We start from the raw sequence: 24,208 nt of genomic DNA on the forward strand, positions 1-24,208 counted from the left end.
CCCGAACTCAGCAGTGAAACGATGCATCGCCGATGGTAGTGTGGGGTTTCCCCATGTGAGAGTAGGTCATCGTCAAGATTCAATTCCGAAACCCCTATCTGCGTGAGCAGGTAGGGGTTTTGTCTTTTCCGCATCTCGCGTTTCCAATCGTTATCCTTCATTTTTTGCCAGTGTTCGAAGCTTACGGGCATGGCTATCATTGCGGCCTTACCACAGGCGCCGAGTTGGCTATGTCACCATTACTGGATTTGCTTAAAGACGGTCAGTTTCACTCGGGCGAAGTACTTGGTGAAGTCCTGGGGGTTAGCCGTAGCGCTGTGTGGAAACAGCTTCAGCAATTGCAGGCAGAGCTTGGCATCGAGGTGCACAAGGTTCGTGGCAAAGGTTATCGTCTGGCTGACCCGATCTCTTCGTTGGGCCTGGAGGCAGTGAGGGCAGGAGCACCTGCTGGCTGGGACGTACGTATCATGCAAAGCGCTGATTCCACCAATGCCCAGGCACTGCACGCCATAGCCAAGGGATGCCCACTGCCGCTGCTGGTGCTGGCAGAGCGTCAGACTGCAGGCAGAGGGCGACGAGGCAGGCCGTGGGTGAGCCCGTATGCACAAAACCTCTATTACAGCCTGGCGCTGCGCATAGAGGGCGGTATGACGCGTTTGGAAGGATTGAGTCTGGTTGTCGGTCTTGCCGTGGTACGAGCCCTGCATGCGCAAGGCGTGAGCGAGGCAAGACTCAAGTGGCCCAACGATATCCTGGTGGGAGACAAGAAGCTGGCAGGGATACTGCTGGAGCTGGTCGGTGACCCCAGTGACGTGTGTCACGTGGTGATCGGTATCGGTATCAACGTGAACATGAAGCTGAATACCGAGGTGGATCGACCTTGGACGTCCATGCGTCTGCAGCGCATGAGTCTGGTGGACCGCAATGTTCTGGTTACCGAGCTCAATGACCAATTGCAGTGTTACCTAGAGCGTCATGCAGTGTCCGGCTTCGAGCAGTTGCGCGAGGAATGGGAAGCCCTTCATGCTTGGCAGGGCAGGTCGGTGGTACTCAGTGCTGGTTTGAAAGCCATCGAGGGCCAAGTACTTGGAATAGACAGACAAGGTGGCCTGCGGCTCGCGGTGGACGGAGCGGAGCAGGTATTCAATGGTGGAGAGCTGAGTCTGCGGCTGGCAGACGGCAACCAGGCTTTAGCGGCTTGTGACCAATGCGAGGAGCGATGATGCGCTGGCTTGTACTGCTTCTATTGGTGCTCAATGTGTTTTACGCCGGGTGGCACAACCAGGAGTTGCCGGTACGACCAAAGGAATTCGAACCGCTCTCTACCTACAAAGGTGAGCGGCATAACATCCAGCTGCTCAACGAAAAGCCTGCGAGTGAGCACTGACTGACTTGCGCGGCGTGTGCCTGCAGGTCTGAATGCCCAAGGCACGACTTGCAATGACTCGTGTATCGAGGGCCCAGCAGGGACTCAATGAATTCAATAACTTAAAACGTAAAATAATCGTATCCAGGGTATTGCAAGGGTGTAATGGTTTGCATAGAATGGCGCCCGCTTCACAGCGATGGTGCGAATGCCCGGCGATGTGAAACGGCTGTCAATGTAGCTAACCTCAAGATTTTAATGAGAAAAAGCTTGACAGCAAGGTGGCATAGCGTAAAATGCCGCCACGTTAAGGAGGGGTTCCCGAGCGGCCAAAGGGATCAGACTGTAAATCTGACGTCTACGACTTCGAAGGTTCGAATCCTTCTCCCTCCACCATTTTTAGCGTGAGCCGCAAGCTCCGCGGGTATAGTTTAGTGGTAGAACCTCAGCCTTCCAAGCTGATGATGCGGGTTCGATTCCCGCTACCCGCTCCAAGTTTGCTGTTTGTGCATGGTTTCAAGCTCTTGTAGCTCAGTTGGTAGAGCACACCCTTGGTAAGGGTGAGGTCAGCGGTTCAAATCCGCTCAAGAGCTCCATTTTTGCAAGGCAGATATGAAAATATCTGCCTTTGTTTTAATGGTAGGCGTGTCTTGCTCCTGTGGGCATTACAGGTCTCTGCTGTTGACATCTTGGGTTGTGAGGTCTGTGCCGAGCGAGGAGTTATCTTCTCTTGAGCAGTGCGGCGGTCCAATCAGGTGTTGAAATAGCTTTCCAGGGTCGGCATAATGTTCGGCCTGATTTGTTTTAGGTCAGTAGCTCAATTGGCAGAGCGACGGTCTCCAAAACCGTAGGTTGGGGGTTCGATTCCCTCCTGACCTGCCAGATTCACTTGGTGTGTCTGGCTTTCTTTTCACAGGATCCTCCTAGATGACTCCCAAGGCTGAAGCCCCAGAATCTCGTTTCGATCTGCTGAAGTGGCTCGTTGTTGTCGCTTTGGTCGTGGTTGGCGTGGTTGGTAATCAGTACTACTCCGCGTCGCCGATCCTGTACCGGGTGCTTGCACTTCTTGCCATTGCCGCTGTGGCTGCCTACGTGGCTCTGCAGACCGCCAAAGGCAAATCGTTCTTCGTCCTGGCAAAGGAAGCACGCACCGAAATCCGTAAAGTCGTTTGGCCGACTCGCCAAGAGACCACACAGACCACGCTGATCGTAGTTGCGGTCGTTCTGGTCATGGCGTTGCTGTTGTGGGGGCTAGATTCCCTGCTCGGCTGGCTTGTTTCCTTGATTGTTGGCTAAGGGTGTCCCGTGGCTAAGCGTTGGTACGTTGTGCATGCTTACTCGGGTTACGAGAAGCATGTTATGCGCTCTTTGATCGAGCGTGTAAAGCTGGCTGGTATGGAAGACGGTTTTGGCGAAATTCTCGTCCCCACTGAAGAAGTGGTCGAGATGCGAAATGGCCAAAAGCGTAAAAGTGAACGCAAGTTCTTTCCAGGCTATGTGCTGGTGCAGATGGACATGAACGAAGGCACTTGGCACTTGGTCAAGGACACGCCTCGGGTCATGGGTTTCATCGGCGGCACGGCGGACAAGCCGGCTCCGATCACCGACAAGGAAGCTGAAGCTATCCTGCGTCGTGTTGCTGATGGTAGCGACAAGCCCAAGCCCAAGACGTTGTTCGAGCCAGGCGAAGTGGTTCGCGTCACCGATGGTCCGTTCGCGGATTTCAACGGTACCGTCGAAGAAGTCAACTACGAAAAGAGCCGGATCCAGGTCGCGGTGCTCATTTTCGGTCGCTCTACTCCGGTAGAGCTCGAGTTCAGTCAGGTCGAAAAAGTCTGATTGGAAACGGATCCCATACCCCGCAGGCGTAAGCTGCGGGGTTTTGTCGTCACTGGGATAAAACGCAAGCAACTGGGGAGCCGCAAGGCGCTCGTACCCAATAGTGGAGTAGCTCATGGCTAAGAAAATCACGGCTTACATCAAGCTGCAAGTAAAGGCCGGCCAGGCCAACCCTAGCCCGCCCGTCGGCCCGGCCTTGGGCCAGCATGGCGTGAACATCATGGAATTCTGCAAGGCCTTCAACGCCCGTACTCAGGGTCAAGAAGCCGGCTTGCCGACTCCTGTAATCATCACTGTCTACAGTGACCGTAGCTTCACCTTCGAGACCAAAAGCACCCCTGCTTCGGTACTGCTGAAGAAAGCTGCTGGCCTGACCAGCGGTTCCGCCCGTCCGAACACCGTCAAAGTCGGTACCGTGACTCGCGCTCAGCTCGAAGAAATCGCTAAAGCCAAGAATGCGGACCTGACTGCCGCTGACATGGAAGCAGCCGTGCGTACCATCGCCGGTTCTGCTCGCTCCATGGGCCTCAACGTGGAGGGTGTGTAATGGCTAAGCTGACCAAGCGCCAAAAAGCTATTGCTTCCAAGATCGAAGCAGGCAAGCTGTACAACTTCGAAGATGCAGCTGCGCTGCTGACCGAACTGTCCACCGTCAAGTTCAGCGAATCCGTTGACGTGGCTGTGAACCTGGGTGTTGACCCACGTAAATCCGACCAGGTCGTACGTAGCGCTACCGTGCTGCCACACGGCACTGGCAAGACCGTACGTGTTGCCGTGTTCACCCAGGGTCCTGCTGCCGAAGCTGCTCTGGCTGCCGGTGCAGACCGCGTTGGCATGGACGACCTGGCTGCCGAAATGAAAGGCGGCGATCTGAACTATGACGTCGTCATTGCATCCCCGGATGCCATGCGCGTAGTAGGTCAGTTGGGTCAGATCCTCGGTCCACGTGGCCTGATGCCTAACCCGAAAGTCGGCACCGTGACGCCAGACGTCGCCAACGCCGTCAAGAATGCCAAGGCTGGTCAGGTTCGCTACCGCACCGACAAGAACGGCATCATCCACACTTCCGTTGGCAAGGTCGGCTTCGACGCCGTCAAGCTGAAGGAAAACGTTGAAGCCCTGATCGCTGATCTGAAGCGTATCAAGCCAGCTTCCTCGAAAGGTATCTACGTCAAGCGCGTTACCCTGAGCACCACCATGGGCCCAGGTCTGGTCATCGACCAAGGCTCGCTGGACGCGTAAGACTTTGCCACCGGCCTGGGTAACCGGGCCGGTGGCTGAAAAAATTGGGGTCCCTGCCTGGCGGGGGCTATCCAAGACCGTAGGCGGCGCAAGTCTTAAACCACAAGCCTACGCAGATGGTGCTCCCGGTTCCTTACCGAATCAGACACCAAAACGACATCCGGCCTCGGTTGGATGAAACGGTAACAAGCAGGAGTTGAACCCGTGGCAATTAAACTTGAAGACAAGAAGGCCATCGTCGCTGAAGTCAACAAGGCTGCCCAAGTTGCTCTGTCCGCTGTCGTGGCTGATGCCCGTGGCGTAACAGTAGGCGCTATGACCGGACTCCGTAAAGAGGCTCGTGAAGCTGGCGTATACGTACGTGTCGTACGTAACACCCTGCTCAAGCGCGCTGTTGCAGACACTCCTTACAGTGTTCTGAACGACGTGTTCACTGGCCCGACCTTGATCGCCTTCTCCAACGAACATCCAGGTGCTGCTGCCCGTTTGTTCAAGGAGTTCGCTAAAGGTCAGGACAAGTTCGAGATCAAGGCAGCTGCGTTCGAGGGTAACTACCTCGCAGCTAACCAAATCGACGTGCTGGCAAGCTTGCCGACCCGTGACGAAGCCATTTCCCAGCTGATGAGCGTGATTCAAGGCGCTACCAGCAAACTGGCTCGTACTCTGGCGGCCCTTCGCGACCAGAAAGAAGCTGCAGCAGCCTGAGGCTGAGCGACTTCTCTCTACGTTTATTGTTTATTTCGATGGCCGCCTAGGCCGTCACCCCAATACAGGAATTTATAGTCATGTCTCTGACTAACGACCAAATCATCGAAGCAATCGGCGAGAAATCCGTTCTGGAAATCGTTGAGCTGATCAAAGCGATGGAAGAAAAGTTCGGCGTTTCGGCTGCTGCCGCTTCCGCCGGTCCAGCTGCTGGTCCAGCTGCCGTTGTTGAAGAGCAAACTGAATTCAACGTCATGCTGCTGGAAGCTGGCGAGAAGAAAGTAAACGTCATCAAGGCAGTTCGTGAACTGACCGGTCTGGGCCTGAAAGAAGCCAAGGCTGTTGTTGACGGCGCTCCTGCCATGGTTCTGGAAGCTGTTGCCAAAGACGCAGCCGACAAAGCCAAAGCAACGCTGGAAGAAGCAGGCGCCAAAGTCGAGCTCAAGTAAGCATCGACCTTGCGTCTCCAGCCCGAGCGTCAAGCGAAAGGCTGATGGCTGGTGGCTCATGCCACCGGCCTTTTTCCGTTACTGGCAGTCGATCAGGTCGACGCCGGCAACGCGCTGTAACCACCCGAGGGTGGCGCAAACCACGGGGTTTGCACGATTTTCTGGCTGCTCCCGTCGGGAGAAGCCACAAGCAGGTGACCAAGCTGGGGAACGCTGATGGCTTACTCATATACTGAGAAAAAACGTATCCGCAAGGACTTTAGCAAGTTGCCGGACGTCATGGACGTACCGTACCTCTTGGCTATCCAGCTGGATTCGTATCGCGAATTCTTGCAGGCGGGCGCGACCAAGGACCAGTTCCGTGATGTCGGTCTGCATGCGGCCTTCAAATCCGTTTTCCCGATCATCAGCTACTCCGGCAACGCTGCTCTGGAGTACGTTGGTTATCGTCTGGGCGAACCGGCCTTTGACGTCAAAGAGTGCGTACTGCGTGGCGTGACCTACGCCGTGCCGCTGCGTGTAAAAGTGCGCCTGATCATTTTCGACAAAGAATCGTCGAACAAAGCGATCAAGGACATCAAAGAGCAGGAAGTCTACATGGGGGAAATCCCCCTGATGACCGAGAACGGTACCTTCGTAATCAACGGCACCGAGCGCGTCATCGTTTCCCAGCTGCACCGTTCGCCAGGTGTGTTCTTCGACCACGACCGTGGCAAGACGCACAGCTCGGGCAAGCTGCTCTACTCGGCCCGTATCATTCCTTACCGTGGCTCCTGGCTGGACTTCGAGTTCGATCCGAAAGACTGTGTATTCGTCCGTATCGACCGTCGTCGCAAGCTGCCTGCCTCGGTGCTGCTGCGCGCATTGGGTTACAGCACCGAGGAAGTCCTCGATGCGTTCTACACCACCAACGTATTCCACGTGCAGGGCGAGCAGCTCAGCCTGGAACTGGTGCCCCAGCGCCTGCGCGGTGAAATCGCCGTTCTCGACATCGTCGACGACAAGGGCAAGGTCATTGTCGAGCAGGGCCGCCGTATCACTGCCCGGCACATCAACCAGATCGAAAAGGCCGGCATCAAGCAGCTGGAAGTGCCACTGGACTACGTCCTGGGTCGCACCACGGCCAAGGCCATCGTGCACCCGGCTACCGGCGAGATCCTGTGCGAGTGCAACACCGAGCTGACCACCGAACTGCTGCTCAAGATCGCCAAGGCGCAGGTCGTTCGCATCGAGACGTTGTACACCAATGACATCGATTGCGGTCCGTTCATCTCCGACACCCTGAAGATTGATTCCACCGGCAATCAGCTTGAAGCCCTGGTGGAGATCTATCGCATGATGCGTCCCGGCGAGCCGCCAACCAAGGATGCTGCCGAGACCCTGTTCAACAACCTGTTCTTCAGCCCTGAGCGCTATGACCTGTCTGCGGTCGGCCGGATGAAGTTCAACCGTCGTATCGGTCGTACCGAGATCGAAGGTTCGGGCGTATTGAGCAAGGAAGACATCGTTGCCGTATTGAAGACCCTGGTCGACATCCGCAACGGCAAAGGCATCGTCGATGACATCGACCACCTGGGTAACCGTCGTGTTCGCTGCGTGGGCGAAATGGCCGAGAACCAGTTCCGTGTTGGCCTGGTGCGTGTAGAACGCGCGGTCAAGGAACGTCTGTCGATGGCCGAAAGCGAAGGCCTGATGCCGCAGGACCTGATCAACGCCAAGCCAGTGGCTGCCGCGGTCAAGGAGTTCTTTGGTTCCAGCCAGCTGTCGCAGTTCATGGACCAGAACAACCCGCTGTCCGAGATCACCCACAAGCGTCGCGTCTCCGCGCTCGGCCCTGGTGGTCTGACCCGCGAACGTGCAGGCTTCGAAGTGCGTGACGTTCACCCGACGCACTATGGTCGCGTGTGCCCGATCGAAACGCCGGAAGGCCCGAACATCGGTCTGATCAACTCCCTGGCGGCCTATGCGCGCACCAACCAGTACGGCTTCCTGGAAAGCCCGTACCGTGTGGTGAAAGACGCTCTGGTCACCGATGAGATCGTGTTCCTGTCTGCCATCGAAGAAGCCGATCACGTGATCGCTCAGGCTTCGGCCACGATGAACGACAAGAAGGTCCTGATCGACGAGCTGGTGGCCGTACGTCACTTGAACGAATTCACCGTCAAGGCGCCGGAAGACGTCACCCTGATGGACGTTTCGCCCAAGCAGGTCGTGTCGGTAGCCGCATCGCTGATTCCGTTCCTCGAGCACGACGACGCCAACCGTGCGTTGATGGGTTCGAACATGCAGCGTCAGGCTGTACCTACCCTGCGTGCCGACAAGCCGCTGGTCGGTACCGGCATGGAGCGTAACGTTGCCCGTGACTCCGGCGTTTGCGTCGTGGCTCGTCGTGGCGGCGTGATCGACTCCGTCGATGCCAGCCGTATCGTGGTCCGGGTTGCCGATGACGAAGTCGAGACTGGCGAAGCCGGTGTCGACATCTACAACCTGACCAAGTACACCCGCTCGAACCAGAACACCTGCATCAACCAGCGTCCGCTGGTCAACAAGGGTGACGTGGTTCAGCGCAGCGACATCATGGCCGATGGCCCGTCCACCGACATGGGTGAACTGGCGCTGGGTCAGAACATGCGCATCGCGTTCATGGCGTGGAACGGCTTCAACTTCGAAGACTCCATCTGCCTGTCCGAGCGTGTGGTTCAGGAAGATCGCTTCACCACGATCCACATCCAGGAACTGACCTGTGTGGCCCGTGACACCAAGCTTGGCCCAGAGGAAATCACTGCCGACATCCCGAACGTGGGTGAAGCGGCGCTGAACAAGCTGGACGAAGCCGGTATCGTCTACGTAGGTGCCGAAGTCGGCGCCGGCGACATTCTGGTCGGCAAGGTAACGCCTAAAGGCGAAACCCAGCTCACGCCGGAAGAGAAACTGCTGCGCGCGATCTTCGGCGAGAAGGCCAGCGACGTTAAGGACACCTCCCTGCGCGTGCCTACCGGCACCAAGGGTACTGTCATCGACGTACAGGTCTTCACCCGCGACGGTGTCGAGCGTGATGCTCGTGCTCTGTCGATCGAGAAGAGCCAACTGGACGAGATCCGCAAGGACCTGAACGAAGAGTTCCGTATCGTTGAAGGCGCGACCTTCGAACGTCTGCGCTCGGCCCTGATGGGTCAGATCATCGAAGGCGGCGCTGGCCTGAAGAAAGGTACCGAGGTGACCCACGAGGTCCTCGACGGTCTGGAGCATGGTCAGTGGTTCAAGCTGCGCATGGCCGAAGACGCGCTGAACGAACAGCTCGAGAAGGCTCAGGCCTATATCGTCGATCGTCGCCGTCTGCTGGATGACAAGTTCGAAGACAAGAAGCGCAAGCTGCAGCAAGGCGATGACCTGGCTCCGGGCGTGCTGAAGATCGTCAAGGTCTACCTGGCCATCCGCCGTCGCATCCAGCCGGGTGACAAGATGGCCGGTCGTCACGGTAACAAGGGTGTGGTTTCCGTGATCATGCCTGTCGAGGACATGCCGCACGACGCCAACGGTACGCCGGTGGACGTGGTACTCAACCCGCTGGGTGTACCTTCGCGTATGAACGTTGGTCAGATTCTTGAAACCCACCTGGGCCTCGCGGCCAAGGGTCTGGGCGAGAAGATCAACACCATGCTCGAAGAGCAGCGTAAGGTAGCTGATCTGCGCAAGTTCCTGACCGAGATCTACAACGAGATCGGTGGCCGTCAAGAACAGCTGGAAACCTTCTCCGACCAGGAAATCCTGGATCTGGCGAAGAACCTCAAGGGTGGCGTTCCAATGGCTACCCCGGTGTTCGACGGTGCCAAGGAAAGCGAAATCAAGGCCATGCTGAAATTGGCCGACATGCCGGAAAGCGGCCAGATGCAGCTTTTCGACGGTCGTACCGGCAACAAGTTCGAGCGTCCGGTTACCGTTGGCTACATGTACATGCTGAAGCTGAACCACTTGGTGGACGACAAGATGCACGCGCGTTCCACTGGTTCTTACAGCCTGGTTACCCAGCAGCCGCTGGGTGGTAAGGCGCAGTTCGGTGGTCAGCGTTTCGGGGAGATGGAGGTGTGGGCGCTGGAAGCATACGGCGCGGCATACACCCTGCAAGAAATGCTCACAGTGAAGTCGGACGATGTGAACGGTCGTACCAAGATGTACAAGAACATCGTGGACGGCGATCACCGTATGGAGCCGGGCATGCCCGAGTCCTTCAACGTGTTGATCAAAGAGATCCGTTCTCTGGGTATCGATATCGATCTGGAAACCGAATAACACGTGACGCGAATCGGGAGTGGACGGCTACCGTCCACTCCCTGCTCCGCCAGGAGGAAAGGCCTTGAAAGACCTACTGAATTTGCTGAAAAACCAGGGTCAAGTCGAAGAGTTCGATGCGATCCGCATCGGCCTCGCGTCGCCTGAGATGATCCGTTCGTGGTCGTTCGGTGAAGTTAAAAAGCCGGAAACCATCAACTACCGTACGTTCAAGCCTGAGCGTGACGGCCTGTTCTGCGCCAAGATCTTTGGCCCGGTAAAGGACTACGAGTGCCTGTGCGGTAAGTACAAGCGCTTGAAGCACCGTGGCGTGATCTGCGAGAAGTGCGGCGTCGAAGTCGCGCTGGCCAAGGTTCGTCGCGAGCGCATGGCTCACATCGAACTGGCTTCGCCGGTCGCTCACATCTGGTTCCTGAAATCGCTGCCGTCCCGTATCGGTCTGCTGATGGATATGACCCTGCGTGATATCGAACGCGTTCTCTACTTCGAGAGCTACGTTGTTATCGATCCGGGCATGACCACCCTTGAAAAGGGCCAGTTGCTGAACGACGAGCAGTACTTCGAAGCACTCGAAGAGTTCGGTGACGACTTCGACGCCCGCATGGGTGCCGAGGCCGTTCGCGAGCTGCTGCACGCCATTGACCTGGAGCACGAGATCGGTCGCCTGCGCGAAGAGATTCCGCAGACCAACTCGGAAACCAAGATCAAGAAGCTGTCCAAGCGCCTGAAGCTGATGGAAGCTTTCCAGGGCTCCGGCAACCTGCCTGAGTGGATGGTGTTGACCGTTCTGCCGGTTCTGCCGCCAGATCTGCGTCCACTGGTTCCACTGGATGGCGGTCGTTTCGCAACGTCCGACCTCAACGATCTGTATCGTCGAGTGATCAACCGTAACAATCGTCTGAAGCGCCTGCTGGATCTGTCGGCTCCCGACATCATCGTGCGCAACGAAAAGCGCATGCTGCAGGAAGCTGTGGATGCGCTGCTCGACAACGGTCGTCGCGGTCGTGCCATCACTGGTTCGAACAAGCGTCCTCTGAAATCCCTGGCTGACATGATCAAGGGTAAGCAGGGTCGTTTCCGTCAGAACCTGCTCGGCAAGCGCGTTGACTACTCGGGTCGTTCGGTAATTACCGTAGGCCCGACCCTGCGCCTGCATCAGTGCGGTCTTCCGAAGAAGATGGCTCTGGAGCTGTTCAAGCCGTTCATCTTCGGCAAGCTGGAAATGCGTGGTCTGGCGACCACCATCAAGGCCGCCAAGAAGATGGTCGAGCGCGAGCTGCCAGAAGTGTGGGACGTACTCGCCGAAGTGATTCGCGAACACCCCGTGCTGCTCAACCGTGCACCAACCCTTCACCGTCTGGGTATCCAGGCGTTCGAGCCGGTATTGATCGAAGGCAAGGCCATCCAGCTGCACCCGCTGGTCTGCGCCGCGTACAACGCCGACTTCGACGGCGACCAGATGGCGGTTCACGTACCGCTGACCCTGGAAGCCCAGCTCGAAGCTCGTGCGCTGATGATGTCGACCAACAACATCCTGTCGCCAGCCAACGGTGAGCCGATCATCGTTCCTTCGCAGGACGTTGTACTGGGTCTGTACTACATGACCCGCGAAGCGATCAACGCGAAGGGCGAAGGCCGCATCTTTGCCGACCTGCAGGAAGTCGACCGCGTTTTCCGCGCCGGCGAAGCTGCTCTGCACGCCAAGATCAAGGTTCGTATCAACGAAACCGTCAACGATCGTGATGGCGGCAGCGTGAGCGGCACCCGTATCGTCGACACCACTGTCGGCCGTGCGCTGCTGTTCCAGGTCGTGCCTAAAGGCCTGTCCTTCGACGTCGTCAACCTGCCGATGAAGAAGAAGGCGATCTCCAAGCTGATCAACCAGTGCTACCGCGTGGTGGGTCTGAAAGAGACCGTGATCTTCGCTGACCAGTTGATGTACACCGGTTTTGCCTACTCGACGATTTCGGGTGTTTCCATCGGCGTTAACGACTTCGTTATCCCGGATGAGAAAGCTCGCATCATCGGTACTGCGACCGACGAAGTGAAAGAGATCGAAAGCCAGTATGCGTCCGGCCTGGTAACCCAGGGCGAGAAGTACAACAAGGTGATCGACCTCTGGTCCAAGGCCAACGACGAAGTGTCCAAGGCAATGATGTCGAACCTCTCGAAAGAGAAGGTCATCGATCGTCATGGCAACGAAGTCGACCAGGAATCGTTCAACTCGATGTACATGATGGCTGACTCCGGTGCCCGGGGTTCGGCTGCTCAGATTCGTCAGTTGGCCGGTATGCGTGGCCTTATGGCCAAGCCGGACGGCTCGATCATCGAGACGCCGATCACCGCGAACTTCCGTGAAGGTCTGAGCGTACTTCAGTACTTCATCTCCACTCACGGTGCTCGTAAGGGTCTGGCGGATACCGCCTTGAAGACTGCGAACTCCGGTTACCTGACTCGTCGTCTGGTAGACGTGGCGCAGGATCTGGTGGTGACCGAGGTCGATTGCGGTACCGAACACGGCCTGCTGATGACCCCGCACATCGAAGGCGGCGACGTCGTCGAGCCTCTGGGCGAGCGCGTACTGGGTCGAGTGATCGCCCGTGACGTGTTCAAGCCAGGCACCGACGAAGTCATCGTTCCAGGCGGTACGCTGGTAGACGAGAAGTGGGTTGAATTCATCGAGCTGAACAGCATCGACGAAGTCATCGTGCGCTCGCCGATCAGCTGCGAAACCCGCTACGGTATCTGCGCCAAGTGCTACGGTCGTGACCTGGCTCGCGGGCATCAGGTGAACATCGGTGAAGCGGTCGGCGTTATCGCTGCCCAGTCCATCGGTGAGCCGGGCACCCAGCTGACCATGCGTACGTTCCACATCGGTGGTGCGGCAAGCCGGACCTCGGCTGCAGACAGCGTCCAGGTGAAGAATGGCGGCACCGTCCGTCTGCACAACCTGAAGCACGTAGAGCGTGCCGACGGCAACCTGGTAGCCGTGTCGCGTTCCGGTGAGTTGGCGATTGCCGACGAATTCGGTCGTGAGCGTGAGCGTTACAAACTGCCGTACGGTGCAGTGATTTCGGTGAAGGAAGGCGACAAGGTCGACGCTGGTGCCATCGTGGCCAAGTGGGATCCGCACACTCACCCAATCGTCACCGAGATGAAAGGTACCGTGACCTACGTGGGCATGGAAGAAGGCATCACGATCAAGCGTCAGACAGACGAATTGACCGGCCTGACCAACATCGAAGTACTCGATGCCAAGGATCGTCCAGCGGCGGGCAAGGAAATTCGTCCAGCTGTGAAGATGGTCGGCGTCGATGGCAAGGATCTGCTGCTGCCGGGTACCGACGTACCGGCCCAGTACTTCCTGCCAGCCAACGCCCTGGTCGGCGTGGCGGATGGTGCGCAAGTGGGTGTGGGTGACGTTATCGCCCGTATCCCGCAGGAAACTTCGAAGACGCGTGACATCACCGGTGGTCTGCCGCGTGTTGCCGACCTGTTCGAAGCGCGTCGTCCGAAGGAAGCTTCGATTCTGGCGGAAGTCAGCGGCACCATCGCGTTCGGTAAAGAGACCAAGGGCAAGCGCCGTCTGGTCATCACTCCGAACGACGGTACCGATCCGTACGAAGAGCTGATTCCGAAGTGGCGTCACCTGAACGTCTTCGAGGGCGAACAAGTGAACCGCGGCGAAGTGATCTCCGACGGTCCAAGCGATCCACACGACATCCTGCGTCTGCTGGGTGTGAGTGCGCTGGCCAAGTACATCGTCAACGAGATTCAGGACGTATACCGTCTGCAAGGCGTGAAGATCAACGACAAGCACATCGAGACGATCCTGCGTCAGATGCTGCGCAAGGTTGAGATCTCCGAGTCGGGCGACAGCAGCTTCATCAAGGGCGACCAGATGGAACTGACCCAGGTACTGGGCGAGAACGAGCGTTTGAGCGGTGACGACAAGTTCGTTTCCAAGTTCACCCGTGTTCTGCTGGGTATCACCAAGGCGTCGTTGTCCACCGAATCGTTCATCTCGGCGGCTTCCTTCCAGGAAACCACTCGAGTGCTGACCGAAGCGGCGGTTACCGGCAAGCGCGACTACCTGCGCGGCCTGAAGGAAAACGTGGTCGTGGGTCGTCTGATCCCGGCCGGTACCGGTCTGGCGTATCACAGCGAGCGCAAGCGTCGTCGTGAACTCGACAAACCAACCCGCGTCAGCGCCAGTGAAGTTGAAGCTGCGTTGACCGAAGCGCTGAACTCAAGCGGTAATTGAGACCAGCGGTAGTGATGACAGGGCCTCGGTAGCCCTTGCAGGCTCCGCAACGACACGAAAGTCGCGGCGGAGTGAGCAGGGGAGGCCGGGGCCTTGTCTTGACTGGGGACGAGATCCTCTTTAGACTCTTGTACCCCTAAATTTGGCGGGATTGATTCCTGCCATTTTTGCTTTTCTTGCAAGACAATAGCGTCGCAAGACAACAGTGGAGCTAGTAGATGGCAACTATCAACCAGCTGGTACGTCAGCCGCGTAAGCGTATCGTCGAGAAATCCGACGTACCTGCGCTGCAGAACTGCCCGCAACGTCGTGGTGTGTGCACCCGTGTGTACACCACCACGCCGAAAAAACCTAACTCGGCACTGCGTAAAGTATGCCGTGTGCGTCTGACCAACGGTTTCGAGGTTTCCTCGTACATCGGCGGTGAAGGCCACAACCTGCAAGAGCACAGCGTGGTACTGATCCGCGGCGGTCGTGTAAAAGACTTGCCAGGTGTTCGTTACCACACCGTTCGCGGCTCCCTGGATACCTCCGGCGTCAAAGGTCGTAACCAAGGTCGTTCGAAGTACGGTACCAAGCGTCCGAAGTAATCGGCGTTTGCGGAATACTGCAGTTATCTATTTTTCTGAGTCGATAAGAGTAAGGTCGGGCCTGTCCCGAGCTAACCTGAAGACCGTTTGAGGGCTTATCCATGCCAAGAAGACGCGTAGCAGCCAAGCGCGAAGTGCTTGACGATCCAAAATACGGCAGCCAGATCCTGGCCAAGTTCATGAACCACGTGATGGAAAGCGGCAAGAAAGCCGTTGCCGAGCGTATCGTTTATGGCGCGCTGGACAAGGTTAAAGAACGCAAGAACAGCGACCCCCTGGAAATCTTCGAGAAAGCTCTCGACGCCATCGCTCCGCTGGTCGAAGTGAAGTCGCGCCGTGTAGGCGGTGCTACTTACCAGGTTCCGGTCGAAGTTCGTCCGTCCCGTCGTAACGCTCTGGCAATGCGCTGGCTGGTAGACTTCGCGCGCAAGCGCGGTGAAAAGTCCATGGCTCTGCGCTTGGCCGGCGAACTGCTGGACGCTGCCGAAGGCAAAGGTGCTGCAGTTAAGAAGCGTGAAGACGTTCACCGTATGGCTGAAGCCAACAAAGCGTTCTCGCACTACCGCTTCTAAATTCGGCGTCACTTATTTTGCGAGGGCTTTATGGCTCGTACAACTGATATCAATCGCTACCGTAACATCGGTATCGTCGCTCACGTGGATGCGGGTAAAACCACCACCACCGAGCGCGTCCTGTTCTATACGGGCGTGAACCACAAGATGGGCGAGGTGCATGATGGCGCCGCGACCATGGACTGGATGGTGCAGGAGCAGGAGCGGGGTATTACCATTACTTCCGCTGCTACTACCGCGTTCTGGGAAGGCTCCAACAAGCAGTTCCCACGCCACCGCTTCAACATCATCGATACCCCCGGCCACGTTGACTTCACTATCGAAGTAGAGCGTTCGCTGCGTGTACTCGACGGTGCGGTCGTGGTGTTCTGCGGTACCTCCGGTGTCGAGCCTCAGTCCGAAACCGTATGGCGTCAAGCCAACAAGTACGGTGTTCCACGTCTCGTCTACGTGAACAAGATGGACCGTGCCGGTGCCAACTTCCTGCGCGTGATCGGTCAGATCAAACAGCGCCTGGGTCACACCCCGGTGCCGATTCAGCTGGCCATCGGTGCAGAAGACAACTTCCAGGGCCAGATCGATCTGATGTCCATGGAAGCGGTCTACTGGAACGACGCTGACAAAGGCATGGCTGCACGCCGTGAGCCGATCCCTGCCGAGCTGCAGGAACTGGCTGACGAATGGCGCAGCAACATGGTCGAGGCTGCGGCCGAAGCCAGCGAAGAGCTGATGAACAAGTACCTCGAAGGTGAAGAACTCACCAACGACGAAATCAAGGCCGCTCTGCGTCAGCGTACCATCGCTGGTGAAATCGTCCTGGCTGTTTGCGGTTCCTCGTTCAAGAACAAGGGCGTTCCCCTGGTTCTGGATGCGGTCATCGACTACCTGCCGGCCCCTGTCGACATTCCTGCCATCAAGGGTTCCGACCCGGATGACGAGACTGTGGCCATGGAGCGTCATGCAGACGACAGCGAGCCGTTCTCGGCTCTGGCGTTCAAGATCGCTACCGACCCATTCGTGGGTACCCTGACCTTCGCCCGTGTCTACTCGGGTGTGTTGAGCTCCGGCGACGGCGTGATTAACTCGGTCAAGGGCAAGAAAGAGCGCGTGGGTCGTATGGTGCAGATGCACGCAAACACCCGCGAAGAGATCAAGGAAGTACGCGCTGGTGACATCGCGGCCTTGATCGGCATGAAGGACGTCACCACCGGTGACACCCTGTGCTCGGCCGACAAGCCGATCATCCTGGTTCGCATGGACTTCCCGGAGCCGGTAATCTCGGTTGCCGTTGAGCCCAAGACCAAGGATGACCAGGAAAAAATGGGTATCGCATTGGGCAAGCTTGCTCAGGAAGACCCGTCTTTCCGCGTCAAGACCGATGAAGAGACTGGTCAAACGATCATCTCGGGTATGGGTGAGTTGCACCTGGACATTCTGGTTGACCGCATGCGCCGCGAGTTCAACGTAGAAGCCAACATCGGTAAACCGCAGGTTTCCTACCGTGAGAAGATCACGAAGGCCTGTGAGATCGAAGGCAAGTTCGTTCGTCAGTCCGGCGGTCGTGGTCAGTTTGGCCATTGCTGGATCCGTTTTGCTCCTGCTGACGAAGGTCAGGAAGGTCTGCAGTTCGTGAACGAAGTCGTAGGTGGTGTTGTTCCGAAGGAATACATCCCGGCGATCCAGAAGGGTATCGAAGAGCAGATGAAGAACGGCGTCGTTGCCGGCTATCCGCTGATCGGCCTGAAGGCGACCGTTTTCGATGGCTCTTACCACGACGTCGACTCCAACGAGATGGCGTTCAAGGTGGCTGCCTCCATGGCGACCAAGCAGCTGGCCTCCAAAGGCGGCGGTGTTGTGCTTGAACCGATCATGAAGGTGGAAGTTGTAACACCTGAGGACTACATGGGTGACGTGATGGGAGACCTGAACCGTCGTCGTGGTCTGATCCAGGGTATGGAAGATACGGTGTCCGGCAAGGTTATCCGTGCCGAGGTTCCGTTGGGCGAAATGTTCGGTTATGCGACCGATGTTCGTTCCATGTCCCAGGGTCGCGCGAGCTACTCTATGGAATTCTCCAAATACTCCGAGGCTCCGTCGAACGTCGTCGAAGCTATCGTTAAAAAACAAGGCTGATTCAGCCCCTTAGGCTAGGAGTTTATTGTCGTGGCTAAAGAAAAATTTGATCGTTCCCTACCTCACGTCAACGTCGGCACCATCGGTCACGTTGACCACGGTAAAACCACTCTGACCGCTGCTCTGACTCGCGTCTGCTCCGAAGTTTTCGGTTCGGCTCGTGTTGACTTCGACAAGATCGACAGCGCACCAGAAGAAAAAGCTCGTGGTATCACCATCAACACCGCGCACGTCGAATACAACTCGACCATTCGTCACTACGCTCACGTTGACTGCCCAGGTCACGCTGACTACGTGAAGAACATGATCACCGGTGCTGCCCAGATGGACGGCGCTATCCTGGTCTGCTCGGCCGCTGATGGTCCGATGCCACAAACCCGTGAGCACATCCTGCTGTCCCGTCAGGTAGGCGTTCCGTACATCGTGGTCTTCCTGAACAAGGCTGACCTGGTAGACGACGCTGAGCTGCTGGAACTGGTCGAGATGGAAGTTCGTGACCTGCTGTCCACCTACGACTTCCCAGGCGACGACACTCCGATCATCATCGGTTCGGCTCGTATGGCTCTGGAAGGCAACGACGAAAACGAAATGGGCACCACTGCCGTTCGTAAACTGGTTGAAACTCTGGACAGCTACATCCCAGAACCAGTTCGTCTGACCGACAAGCCGTTCCTGATGCCAATCGAAGACGTGTTCTCGATCTCCGGTCGCGGTACTGTTGTTACCGGTCGTATCGAGCGCGGTATCGTTCGCGTTCAGGATTCGCTGGAAATCGTTGGTCTGCGTGACACCACCGTCACCACCTGCACCGGTGTTGAAATGTTCCGCAAGCTGCTCGACGAAGGTCGTGCTGGCGAGAACTGCGGCGTGCTGCTGCGCGGCACCAAGCGTGACGACGTTGAGCGTGGCCAGGTTCTGGTCAAGCCAGGTTCGGTCAAGCCGCACACCAAGTTCACCGCAGAAGTCTACGTTCTGAGCAAAGAAGAAGGCGGCCGTCACACTCCGTTCTTCAAAGGCTACCGTCCACAGTTCTACTTCCGTACAACTGACGTGACTGGTAACTGCGAACTGCCAGAAGGCGTTGAAATGGTAATGCCAGGTGACAACATCCAGATGACTGTCACTCTGATCAAGACCATCGCAATGGAAGACGGCCTGCGTTTCGCTATCCGTGAAGGCGGTCGTACCGTCGGCGCCGGCGTCGTAGCCAAAATCATCGAGTAATCGTTGATCGCTTGAAAGGGCCCCCGCTTAGCGGGGGCTTTTTTATTGGGTTGACACTCGATAGGCGCGTCTATAGAATTGCGCCTCCTTTTAACGGGTGCATTGCGCCCGGTGGGAACAGCAGCCGGAGTCTGAAATCCAATGCAAAATCAGCAAATCCGTATCAGGTTGAAGGCTTTCGACCATCGCCTGATCGACCAATCCACCCAGGAAATCGTGGAAACCGCGAAACGTACTGGTGCTCAGGTGCGTGGTCCAATTCCACTCCCTACCCGTAAAGAGCGGTTCACTGTTCTGGTTTCCCCGCACGTCAACAAAGACGCGCGTGACCAGTACGAGATCCGTACTCATAAGCGTGTTCTGGACATCGTCCAGCCAACGGACAAAACCGTTGACGCGCTGATGAAGCTTGATCTTGCGGCAGGTGTGGAAGTGCAGATCAGCCTCGGCTAAGACTTGGGTCTTAGTCGTGTAACGCTCTGAAATGGGCGGCCATAGCGGGTGAAAGCCCCGTACACTCATGAGGTTTACAACATGACTATTGGTGTAGTCGGTCGTAAATGCGGTATGACCCGTATTTTCACCGAAGAAGGTGTCTCCATTCCGGTCACGGTCATTGAGATCGAGCCGAATCGCGTCACCCAGTTCAAAACTGAAGAAACTGATGGCTATCGTGCAGTGCAAGTCACTGTCGGCGAGCGTCGTGCTTCGCGCGTGACTGCTGCTCAGGCAGGTCACTTCGCCAAGGCGAACGTTGCTGCCGGTCGTGGCGTCTGGGAATTCCGCCTTGCAGAAGGCGAGTACCAGGCTGGCGACTTGATCAATGCTGAACTCTTCGCAGCGGGCCAACTGGTAGACGTTACCGGTCAGTCCAAAGGTAAAGGCTTTGCCGGTACCATCAAGCGTTGGAACTTCCGCGGTCAAGACAACACCCACGGTAACTCCGTTTCCCACCGCGTCCCTGGCTCCATCGGCCAGTGCCAGACTCCTGGCCGTGTATTCAAGGGCAAAAAAATGTCCGGTCATATGGGCGCTGAGCGCGTGACCGTGCAGTCCCTGGAAGTTGTGCGCGTCGACGCTGAACGCAATCTGCTGCTCGTCAAGGGTGCTGTTCCTGGCGCAACCGGCGGCAACCTGGTTGTGCGTCCGGCAGCCAAGGCTCGCGGTTAAGGGGAAGCGAAAATGCAATTAAATGTAAATGACGCTCAGGCGATCGAAGTTTCCGAACTGACTTTCGGCGGCGAGTTCAACGAGACACTGGTGCACCAGGCAGTCGTGGCCTACATGGCTGGCGGTCGTCAGGGCAGCAAGCAGCAGAAGACCCGTTCCGACGTTCGTGGTGGCGGTAAGCGCCCTTGGCGTCAAAAGGGTACTGGCCGCGCGCGTGCCGGTACTATCCGTAGCCCAATCTGGCGTGGCGGTGGTACCACTTTCGCAGCTCGTCCTCAGGATCACACCCAGAAGCTGAACAAGAAGATGTATCGCGCAGCACTGCGCTCCATCCTTGCTGAGCTGGTGCGTACCGATCGTCTGGTCGTGGTTCAGGACTTCGCTGTCGAAGCACCGAAAACCAAAGACCTGCTGGGCAAGCTGAATGGCATGGGCCTCACCGACGTTCTGATCGTATCGGACTCCGTCGACGAGAACCTGTACCTGGCTGCTCGCAACCTTCCGCACGTCGATGTACGTGACGTTCAAGGTTCCGACCCAGTTAGTCTGATCGCATACGACAAGGTGTTGATCACCGTGTCGGCCGTGAAGAAATTCGAGGAGCTGCTGGGATGAACCAGGAACGCGTATTTAAAGTTCTGCTTGGCCCGCACGTTTCCGAGAAGGCTACGGTTCTGGCAGACAAGAAAGGTCAGTTCGTTTTCAAGGTTGCTACCGACGCAACCAAGCTGGAAATCAAGAAGGCCGTCGAAAGCCTGTTCAGCGTGAAAGTAGAGCGTGTTACTACCCTGAACGTACTGGGTAAAAGCAAGCGCACTGCTCGCGGTCTGGGCAAGCGTAATGACTGGAAGAAGGCAGTTATCTCCCTTCAGCCAGGCCAAGATCTCGATTTCAGCAGCAGTGCTGAGTAAGGAAGGGGTGCATCATGGCAATCGTTAAATGCAAACCGACTTCCCCTGGCCGCCGTTTCGTGGTCAAGGTGGTCAACCAGGAGCTGCATAAAGGCGCTCCTCACGCACCGCTGCTCGAGAAAAAATCGAAGTCTGGTGGTCGTAACAACAATGGCCGTATTACCACCCGTCACATCGGTGGTGGTCACAAGCAGCATTACCGCATGATCGACTTCCGTCGCAACGACAAAGATGGCATCACCGCCACTGTCGAGCGTATCGAATACGATCCTAACCGTACTGCTCACATCGCTCTGGTTCTGTACGCAGACGGCGAGCGTCGCTACATCCTCGCACCGAAAGGCGTGAGCGCTGGCGACCAGCTGATTGCAGGTGCTCTGGCACCAATCAAGCCAGGCAACTCGCTGCAGCTGCGCAACATCCCGGTTGGTAGCACCATCCACGGCATCGAACTGAAGCCGGGTAAAGGTGCTCAGATCGCTCGCTCTGCTGGTGCTTCGGCTCAGCTGATCGCTCGTGAAGGTGTCTATGTGACCCTGCGCCTGCGTTCGGGCGAAATGCGCAAAGTGCTGTCCGAGTGCCGTGCAACGCTGGGTGAGGTTTCGAACTCCGAGCACAGCCTGCGCTCGCTGGGTAAAGCCGGTGCCAAACGCTGGCGTGGCGTTCGCCCAACCGTTCGTGGTGTTGCCATGAACCCGGTCGACCACCCACATGGTGGTGGTGAAGGTCGTACCTCCGGTGGTCGTCATCCGGTATCGCCATGGGGCTTCCCGACTAAGGGCGCGAAGACACGTGGTAATAAGCGTACCGACAAAATGATCGTCCGTCGTCGCAAGTAAATAGAGGGATACGACAGTGCCACGTTCTCTGAAAAAAGGTCCTTTTATTGATCTTCACCTACTGAAGAAGATCGAAGTGGCGGCGGAAAAGAACGATCGCAAACCAGTTAAGACCTGGTCGCGTCGTTCGATGATCCTGCCACAAATGGTCGGTCTGACCATCGCAGTACACAACGGTCGTCAGCACGTCCCCGTTCTCGTGAACGAAGACATGGTCGGCCACAAACTGGGCGAGTTCGCCGGTACCCGTACATATCGCGGGCACGTGGCTGACAAGAAAGCCAAGCGTTAAGGGGTAAGGAAATGGAAGTAGCCGCTAAGTTGTCGGGCGCTCGAATCTCCGCCCAGAAAGCCCGCTTGGTCGCCGACCAGATCCGCGGGAAGAAGGTGGGCGAAGCGCTCAACCTGCTGGCTTTTAGCAGTAAAAAAGCCGCGGAAATCATGAAGAAAGTGCTGGAGTCGGCCGTAGCCAACGCCGAGCACAACGAAGGCGCAGACGTTGATGACCTGAAGGTCAGCACCGTTTTCGTCAACGAAGGGCGTTCGCTGAAGCGCATCATGCCTCGTGCCAAAGGCCGGGCTGATCGCATCGTCAAGCGGTCTTGCCATATCACTGTCAAGGTTGCTGACAAGTAACGGAGTCGATCAGATGGGTCAGAAAGTACATCCCATTGGCATTCGCCTGGGAATCGTCAAGGAGCACACCTCCGTCTGGTACGCAGACGGTCGGACTTATGCGGACTACTTGTTCGCAGATCTGAAGGTGCGTGAGTATCTCCAAGACAAACTAAAAAGCGCGTCCGTAAGCCGTATCGATATCCATCGTCCGGCCCAAACTGCACGCATCACCATTCACACCGCTCGTCCTGGTATCGTTATCGGGAAGAAAGGTGAGGACGTTGAGAAGCTGCGTCAGGACCTGACCAAGCAAATGGGTGTGCCTGTGCACATCAATATCGAAGAGATCCGCAAGCCGGAGCTCGACGGTATGCTGGTTGCGCAGAGCGTAGCTCAGCAGCTGGAGCGTCGTGTGATGTTCCGTCGCGCCATGAAGCGCGCCGTACAGAACGCCATGCGCATTGGTGCCAAAGGCATCAAGATCCAAGTGAGCGGTCGTCTCGGCGGTGCTGAAATCGCACGTACTGAATGGTATCGCGAAGGTCGTGTGCCATTGCACACCCTGCGTGCCGACATCGACTATGCCAACTACGAAGCTCACACCACCTACGGTGTGATCGGTGTGAAGGTTTGGATTTTCAAAGGCGAAGTAATCGGTGGTCGCCAAGAAGAACTGAAACCACAAGCACCTGCGCCTCGTAAAAAAGCTGCTAAGTAAGGGGTACGCCAAATGTTGCAACCTAAGCGTACGAAGTTCCGCAAGCAGATGACTGGCCACAACCGTGGTCTGGCTCAGCGCGGTAGCAAAGTCAGCTTCGGCGAGTTCGCGCTGAAGTCTGTAGCTCGTGGTCGTCTCACCGCTCGTCAGATCGAGTCAGCGCGTCGTGCACTGACCCGTCACGTAAAACGTGGCGGCAAGATCTGGATCCGTGTATTCCCGGACAAGCCTATCTCCAAAAAGCCCCTCGAAGTTCGTATGGGTAAAGGTAAGGGTAACGTGGAATATTGGGTTGCCCAGATTCAGCCAGGCAAAGTCCTGTATGAAATCGAGGGTGTTTCCGAAGAGCTGGCGCGTGAGGCTTTCGCCTTGGCGGCTGCAAAGCTGCCTCTCGCCACCTCCTTTGTTAAGCGGACGGTGATGTGATGAAAGCGAATGAACTTCGTGAAAAATCAGCACAGCAACTGAACGAGCAACTGCTCGGCTTGCTGCGCGACCAGTTCAATCTGCGCATGCAGAAAGCAACTGGCCAGTTGGGGCAGTCTCACCTGCTCTCGCAAGTGAAGCGCGACATCGCTCGCGTGAAAACTGTGCTCAACCAGCAGGCAGGTAAGTGATCATGGCTGAAGCCGAAAAAACCGTCCGTACGCTGACTGGCCGTGTGGTCAGCGACAAGATGGACAAAACCATCACCGTATTGATCGAGCGTCGCGTAAAGCACCCGATCTACGGTAAATACGTTAAGCGTTCGACTAAGCTGCACGCTCACGACGAAACCAATCAGTGCAAGATCGGCGACAAGGTCACTATTCGTGAAACCCGTCCGCTGGCCAAGACCAAGTCCTGGGCACTGGTTGACGTTCTCGAACGCGCTGTTGAAGTCTAAGGGCTAGGGGTCGGAGAAATTCTATGATTCAGACTCAATCCATGCTCGATGTGGCCGATAACAGCGGCGCTCGTCGCGTCATGTGCATCAAGGTACTGGGCGGCTCGCACCGCCGGTACGCTGGCATCGGCGACATCATCAAGGTGACCGTGAAGGAAGCAATTCCTCGTGGCAAGGTGAAGAAGGGTCAAGTGATGACTGCTGTTGTAGTCCGCACTCGCCACGGCGTACGTCGTGCTGACGGCTCCATCATCCGCTTCGATGGCAACGCTGCTGTTCTGTTGAACAACAAGCAAGAGCCAATCGGCACCCGTATCTTTGGGCCAGTGACCCGTGAACTTCGTTCTGAGAAGTTCATGAAGATCGTCTCGCTCGCCCCAGAAGTGCTGTAA

General features: G+C 56.9%; 26 protein-coding genes and 4 tRNA genes. All 30 read left to right on the plus strand.

From position 1 onward, the window contains the following. Nucleotides 1-230: 230 nt before the first annotated feature. The 30 genes from birA to rplN all read left to right on the plus strand — a co-directional run bounded on the left by birA (nucleotide 231) and on the right by rplN (nucleotide 24,208). The gene (birA, locus tag QMX89_RS13445) at nucleotides 231-1,223 is read left to right on the plus strand and encodes a bifunctional biotin--[acetyl-CoA-carboxylase] ligase/biotin operon repressor BirA (protein ID WP_282348634.1); all 993 of its coding nucleotides are present in this window, start codon (nucleotides 231-233) and stop codon (nucleotides 1,221-1,223) included. Further along, nucleotides 1,223-1,387 carry a hypothetical protein gene (locus QMX89_RS13450; protein ID WP_282348635.1) on the plus strand — a complete coding sequence of 55 codons (165 nt, stop codon included), beginning with the start codon at nucleotides 1,223-1,225 and terminating at the stop codon, nucleotides 1,385-1,387. The genes birA and QMX89_RS13450 overlap by 1 nt, the downstream gene beginning before the upstream one ends. Before the next feature lie 290 nt (nucleotides 1,388-1,677). Beyond that, nucleotides 1,678-1,762 (plus strand) — tRNA-Tyr (locus QMX89_RS13455). Between the two features lie 24 nt (nucleotides 1,763-1,786). Further along, nucleotides 1,787-1,860: transfer RNA gene (locus QMX89_RS13460), tRNA-Gly, on the plus strand. A 26-nt stretch (nucleotides 1,861-1,886) separates the two neighbouring features. Next, nucleotides 1,887-1,962: transfer RNA gene (locus tag QMX89_RS13465), tRNA-Thr, on the plus strand. Nucleotides 1,963-2,172: 210 nt separating this feature from the next. After that, nucleotides 2,173-2,248 (plus strand) — tRNA-Trp (locus QMX89_RS13470). A gap of 45 nt (nucleotides 2,249-2,293) precedes the next feature. Further along, entirely contained in the window at nucleotides 2,294-2,662 is a 369-nt protein-coding gene (gene secE, locus QMX89_RS13475; RefSeq protein ID WP_043192508.1) for a preprotein translocase subunit SecE, read from the plus strand. A 9-nt stretch (nucleotides 2,663-2,671) separates the two neighbouring features. Beyond that, a complete protein-coding gene (gene nusG, locus QMX89_RS13480; protein WP_010443972.1) occupies nucleotides 2,672-3,205 on the plus strand; it encodes a transcription termination/antitermination protein NusG in 534 nt (177 codons plus the stop codon). Nucleotides 3,206-3,320: 115 nt separating this feature from the next. Next, nucleotides 3,321-3,752: a 50S ribosomal protein L11 gene (gene rplK / locus QMX89_RS13485; protein WP_049860768.1), complete on the plus strand. Its 432-nt coding sequence runs from the start codon at nucleotides 3,321-3,323 to the stop codon at nucleotides 3,750-3,752. Then, entirely contained in the window at nucleotides 3,752-4,447 is a 696-nt protein-coding gene (gene rplA / locus QMX89_RS13490) for a 50S ribosomal protein L1 (protein ID WP_043192511.1), read from the plus strand. Before rplK ends, rplA begins: the two co-directional genes overlap by 1 nt. Nucleotides 4,448-4,651: 204 nt before the next feature. Continuing rightward, nucleotides 4,652-5,152 (plus strand): 50S ribosomal protein L10, encoded by a 501-nt coding sequence (rplJ, locus tag QMX89_RS13495; protein ID WP_049860769.1) that lies wholly within the window; start codon nucleotides 4,652-4,654, stop codon nucleotides 5,150-5,152. A gap of 80 nt (nucleotides 5,153-5,232) precedes the next feature. After that, nucleotides 5,233-5,601 (plus strand): 50S ribosomal protein L7/L12, encoded by a 369-nt coding sequence (gene rplL / locus QMX89_RS13500; RefSeq protein ID WP_043192515.1) that lies wholly within the window; start codon nucleotides 5,233-5,235, stop codon nucleotides 5,599-5,601. Nucleotides 5,602-5,817: 216 nt separating this feature from the next. Further along, entirely contained in the window at nucleotides 5,818-9,891 is a 4,074-nt protein-coding gene (gene rpoB, locus QMX89_RS13505) for a DNA-directed RNA polymerase subunit beta (RefSeq protein ID WP_049860770.1), read from the plus strand. A gap of 64 nt (nucleotides 9,892-9,955) precedes the next feature. Next, nucleotides 9,956-14,155: a DNA-directed RNA polymerase subunit beta' gene (rpoC, locus tag QMX89_RS13510; RefSeq protein WP_043192517.1), complete on the plus strand. Its 4,200-nt coding sequence runs from the start codon at nucleotides 9,956-9,958 to the stop codon at nucleotides 14,153-14,155. 218 nt (nucleotides 14,156-14,373) lie between these two features. Next, nucleotides 14,374-14,745 (plus strand): 30S ribosomal protein S12, encoded by a 372-nt coding sequence (rpsL, locus tag QMX89_RS13515; protein WP_003186084.1) that lies wholly within the window; start codon nucleotides 14,374-14,376, stop codon nucleotides 14,743-14,745. A 101-nt stretch (nucleotides 14,746-14,846) separates the two neighbouring features. Then, complete coding sequence (gene rpsG / locus QMX89_RS13520) at nucleotides 14,847-15,317, plus strand: 30S ribosomal protein S7 (protein ID WP_010490886.1); 471 nt, start codon at nucleotides 14,847-14,849, stop codon at nucleotides 15,315-15,317. A gap of 30 nt (nucleotides 15,318-15,347) precedes the next feature. Further along, the gene (fusA, locus tag QMX89_RS13525; protein WP_049860771.1) at nucleotides 15,348-17,450 is read left to right on the plus strand and encodes an elongation factor G; all 2,103 of its coding nucleotides are present in this window, start codon (nucleotides 15,348-15,350) and stop codon (nucleotides 17,448-17,450) included. Between the two features lie 30 nt (nucleotides 17,451-17,480). Further along, entirely contained in the window at nucleotides 17,481-18,674 is a 1,194-nt protein-coding gene (tuf, locus tag QMX89_RS13530; RefSeq protein ID WP_049860772.1) for an elongation factor Tu, read from the plus strand. Between the two features lie 141 nt (nucleotides 18,675-18,815). Beyond that, nucleotides 18,816-19,127: a 30S ribosomal protein S10 gene (gene rpsJ, locus QMX89_RS13535; RefSeq protein ID WP_003186070.1), complete on the plus strand. Its 312-nt coding sequence runs from the start codon at nucleotides 18,816-18,818 to the stop codon at nucleotides 19,125-19,127. A gap of 81 nt (nucleotides 19,128-19,208) precedes the next feature. After that, complete coding sequence (rplC, locus tag QMX89_RS13540; protein ID WP_043192521.1) at nucleotides 19,209-19,844, plus strand: 50S ribosomal protein L3; 636 nt, start codon at nucleotides 19,209-19,211, stop codon at nucleotides 19,842-19,844. A 12-nt stretch (nucleotides 19,845-19,856) separates the two neighbouring features. Further along, complete coding sequence (gene rplD / locus QMX89_RS13545) at nucleotides 19,857-20,459, plus strand: 50S ribosomal protein L4 (RefSeq protein WP_043192522.1); 603 nt, start codon at nucleotides 19,857-19,859, stop codon at nucleotides 20,457-20,459. Next, nucleotides 20,456-20,755, plus strand: coding sequence for a 50S ribosomal protein L23 (gene rplW / locus QMX89_RS13550; RefSeq protein WP_002555488.1), 300 nt, complete (start codon nucleotides 20,456-20,458; stop codon nucleotides 20,753-20,755). The genes rplD and rplW overlap by 4 nt, the downstream gene beginning before the upstream one ends. A gap of 14 nt (nucleotides 20,756-20,769) precedes the next feature. After that, a complete protein-coding gene (rplB, locus tag QMX89_RS13555) occupies nucleotides 20,770-21,594 on the plus strand; it encodes a 50S ribosomal protein L2 (RefSeq protein ID WP_043192523.1) in 825 nt (274 codons plus the stop codon). A gap of 16 nt (nucleotides 21,595-21,610) precedes the next feature. Then, on the plus strand, nucleotides 21,611-21,886 hold the full coding sequence (gene rpsS, locus QMX89_RS13560; protein ID WP_002555486.1) for a 30S ribosomal protein S19: 276 nt from the start codon (nucleotides 21,611-21,613) through the stop codon (nucleotides 21,884-21,886). Between the two features lie 11 nt (nucleotides 21,887-21,897). Continuing rightward, complete coding sequence (gene rplV / locus QMX89_RS13565; protein WP_003103908.1) at nucleotides 21,898-22,230, plus strand: 50S ribosomal protein L22; 333 nt, start codon at nucleotides 21,898-21,900, stop codon at nucleotides 22,228-22,230. 13 nt (nucleotides 22,231-22,243) lie between these two features. Next, nucleotides 22,244-22,930, plus strand: a complete 687-nt coding sequence (gene rpsC / locus QMX89_RS13570; RefSeq protein WP_003176422.1) for a 30S ribosomal protein S3 — start codon at nucleotides 22,244-22,246, stop codon at nucleotides 22,928-22,930. Nucleotides 22,931-22,942: 12 nt separating this feature from the next. Continuing rightward, on the plus strand, nucleotides 22,943-23,356 hold the full coding sequence (rplP, locus tag QMX89_RS13575) for a 50S ribosomal protein L16 (RefSeq protein WP_003176421.1): 414 nt from the start codon (nucleotides 22,943-22,945) through the stop codon (nucleotides 23,354-23,356). Further along, complete coding sequence (gene rpmC, locus QMX89_RS13580) at nucleotides 23,356-23,547, plus strand: 50S ribosomal protein L29 (protein ID WP_002555481.1); 192 nt, start codon at nucleotides 23,356-23,358, stop codon at nucleotides 23,545-23,547. The genes rplP and rpmC overlap by 1 nt, the downstream gene beginning before the upstream one ends. Nucleotides 23,548-23,549: 2 nt before the next feature. Further along, a complete protein-coding gene (gene rpsQ / locus QMX89_RS13585) occupies nucleotides 23,550-23,816 on the plus strand; it encodes a 30S ribosomal protein S17 (protein WP_043192528.1) in 267 nt (88 codons plus the stop codon). A gap of 23 nt (nucleotides 23,817-23,839) precedes the next feature. Then, nucleotides 23,840-24,208 (plus strand): 50S ribosomal protein L14, encoded by a 369-nt coding sequence (rplN, locus tag QMX89_RS13590; RefSeq protein WP_003243907.1) that lies wholly within the window; start codon nucleotides 23,840-23,842, stop codon nucleotides 24,206-24,208.

The sequence above is a fragment of the Pseudomonas sp. PS01301 genome (genome assembly GCF_029960215.1).
In the GTDB taxonomy this organism is placed as follows: domain Bacteria; phylum Pseudomonadota; class Gammaproteobacteria; order Pseudomonadales; family Pseudomonadaceae; genus Aquipseudomonas; species Aquipseudomonas coleopterorum.